The sequence below is a fragment of the Pseudomonas sp. UMAB-40 genome (genome assembly GCF_900095275.1).
Lineage (GTDB): Bacteria > Pseudomonadota > Gammaproteobacteria > Pseudomonadales > Pseudomonadaceae > Aquipseudomonas > Aquipseudomonas mandelii_B.
The window spans coordinates 1-3,155 of sequence record NZ_LT607599.1 but is presented as its reverse complement, the minus strand read 5'-3'; the positions used below and the strand labels follow the sequence as shown (position 1 = coordinate 3,155).

Here is a 3,155-nt window from a genome sequence, read left to right as displayed (position 1 = left end):
TTGATTTCTAGTCTTTGGCTAGATCGTTCTTTAAAAATTTGGGTATGTGATAGAAAGATAGACTGAACGTTACTTTCACTGGTAACGGATCAGGCTAAGGTAAAATTTGTGAGTTGCTCTTAATTGAGTATTATCGAATTTTCGGCGAATGTCGTCTTCACAGTATAACCAGATTGCTTGGGGTTATATGGTCAAGTGAAGAAGCGCATACGGTGGATGCCTTGGCAGTCAGAGGCGATGAAAGACGTGGTAGCCTGCGAAAAGCTTCGGGGAGTCGGCAAACAGACTTTGATCCGGAGATGTCTGAATGGGGGAACCCAGCCATCATAAGATGGTTATCTTAAGCTGAATACATAGGCTTAAGAGGCGAACCAGGGGAACTGAAACATCTAAGTACCCTGAGGAAAAGAAATCAACCGAGATTCCCTTAGTAGTGGCGAGCGAACGGGGACTAGCCCTTAAGTGGCTTTGAGATTAGCGGAACGCTCTGGAAAGTGCGGCCATAGTGGGTGATAGCCCTGTACGCGAAAATCTCTTAGTCATGAAATCGAGTAGGACGGAGCACGAGAAACTTTGTCTGAATATGGGGGGACCATCCTCCAAGGCTAAATACTACTGACTGACCGATAGTGAACTAGTACCGTGAGGGAAAGGCGAAAAGAACCCCGGAGAGGGGAGTGAAATAGATCCTGAAACCGTATGCGTACAAGCAGTGGGAGCCCACTTTGTTGGGTGACTGCGTACCTTTTGTATAATGGGTCAGCGACTTATTTTCAGTGGCGAGCTTAACCGAATAGGGGAGGCGTAGCGAAAGCGAGTCTTAATAGGGCGTCTAGTCGCTGGGAATAGACCCGAAACCGGGCGATCTATCCATGGGCAGGTTGAAGGTTGGGTAACACTAACTGGAGGACCGAACCGACTACCGTTGAAAAGTTAGCGGATGACCTGTGGATCGGAGTGAAAGGCTAATCAAGCTCGGAGATAGCTGGTTCTCCTCGAAAGCTATTTAGGTAGCGCCTCATGTATCACTGTAGGGGGTAGAGCACTGTTTCGGCTAGGGGGTCATCCCGACTTACCAAACCGATGCAAACTCCGAATACCTACAAGTGCCGAGCATGGGAGACACACGGCGGGTGCTAACGTCCGTCGTGAAAAGGGAAACAACCCAGACCGTCAGCTAAGGTCCCAAAGTTATGGTTAAGTGGGAAACGATGTGGGAAGGCTTAGACAGCTAGGAGGTTGGCTTAGAAGCAGCCACCCTTTAAAGAAAGCGTAATAGCTCACTAGTCGAGTCGGCCTGCGCGGAAGATGTAACGGGGCTCAAACCATACACCGAAGCTACGGGTATCACTTAGGTGATGCGGTAGAGGAGCGTTCTGTAAGCCTGTGAAGGTGAGTTGAGAAGCTTGCTGGAGGTATCAGAAGTGCGAATGCTGACATGAGTAACGACAATGGGTGTGAAAAACACCCACGCCGAAAGACCAAGGTTTCCTGCGCAACGTTAATCGACGCAGGGTTAGTCGGTCCCTAAGGCGAGGCTGAAAAGCGTAGTCGATGGAAAACAGGTTAATATTCCTGTACTTCTGGTTATTGCGATGGAGGGACGGAGAAGGCTAGGCCAGCTTGGCGTTGGTTGTCCAAGTTTAAGGTGGTAGGCTGGAATCTTAGGTAAATCCGGGATTCTAAGGCCGAGAGCTGATGACGAGTGTTCTTTTAGAACACGAAGTGGTTGATGCCATGCTTCCAAGAAAAGCTTCTAAGCTTCAGGTAACCAGGAACCGTACCCCAAACCGACACAGGTGGTTGGGTAGAGAATACCAAGGCGCTTGAGAGAACTCGGGTGAAGGAACTAGGCAAAATGGCACCGTAACTTCGGGAGAAGGTGCGCCGGTGAGGGTGAAGCATTTACTGCGTAAGCCCATGCCGGTCGAAGATACCAGGCCGCTGCGACTGTTTATTAAAAACACAGCACTCTGCAAACACGAAAGTGGACGTATAGGGTGTGACGCCTGCCCGGTGCCGGAAGGTTAATTGATGGGGTTAGCTAACGCGAAGCTCTTGATCGAAGCCCCGGTAAACGGCGGCCGTAACTATAACGGTCCTAAGGTAGCGAAATTCCTTGTCGGGTAAGTTCCGACCTGCACGAATGGCGTAACGATGGCGGCGCTGTCTCCACCCGAGACTCAGTGAAATTGAAATCGCTGTGAAGATGCAGTGTATCCGCGGCTAGACGGAAAGACCCCGTGAACCTTTACTATAGCTTTGCACTGGACTTTGAATTTGCTTGTGTAGGATAGGTGGGAGGCTTTGAAGCGTGGACGCCAGTTCGCGTGGAGCCAACCTTGAAATACCACCCTGGCAACTTTGAGGTTCTAACTCAGGTCCGTTATCCGGATCGAGGACAGTGTATGGTGGGTAGTTTGACTGGGGCGGTCTCCTCCTAAAGAGTAACGGAGGAGTACGAAGGTGCGCTCAGACCGGTCGGAAATCGGTCGTAGAGTATAAAGGCAAAAGCGCGCTTGACTGCGAGACAGACACGTCGAGCAGGTACGAAAGTAGGTCTTAGTGATCCGGTGGTTCTGTATGGAAGGGCCATCGCTCAACGGATAAAAGGTACTCCGGGGATAACAGGCTGATACCGCCCAAGAGTTCATATCGACGGCGGTGTTTGGCACCTCGATGTCGGCTCATCACATCCTGGGGCTGAAGCCGGTCCCAAGGGTATGGCTGTTCGCCATTTAAAGTGGTACGCGAGCTGGGTTTAGAACGTCGTGAGACAGTTCGGTCCCTATCTGCCGTGGACGTTTGAGATTTGAGAGGGGCTGCTCCTAGTACGAGAGGACCGGAGTGGACGAACCTCTGGTGTTCCGGTTGTCACGCCAGTGGCATTGCCGGGTAGCTATGTTCGGAATAGATAACCGCTGAAAGCATCTAAGCGGGAAACTAGCCTCAAGATGAGATCTCACTGGGACCTTGAGTCCCCTGAAGGGCCGTCGAAGACTACGACGTTGATAGGTTGGGTGTGTAAGCGCTGTGAGGCGTTGAGCTAACCAATACTAATTGCCCGTGAGGCTTGACCATATAACACCCAAGCAATTTGCTTGCTTCGAGCCCAAAGGCGAAAGAGCACCAGATTGCGGTGTGTGAAGACGAAA

General features: G+C 50.9%; 1 rRNA gene. It reads left to right on the top strand.

Annotated elements, in window-relative coordinates:
* The first annotated feature begins 189 nt into the window (after positions 1 to 189).
* Positions 190 to 3,081, top strand: a 23S ribosomal RNA gene (locus tag K0F88_RS31890).
* Positions 3,082 to 3,155 lie beyond the last annotated feature (74 nt).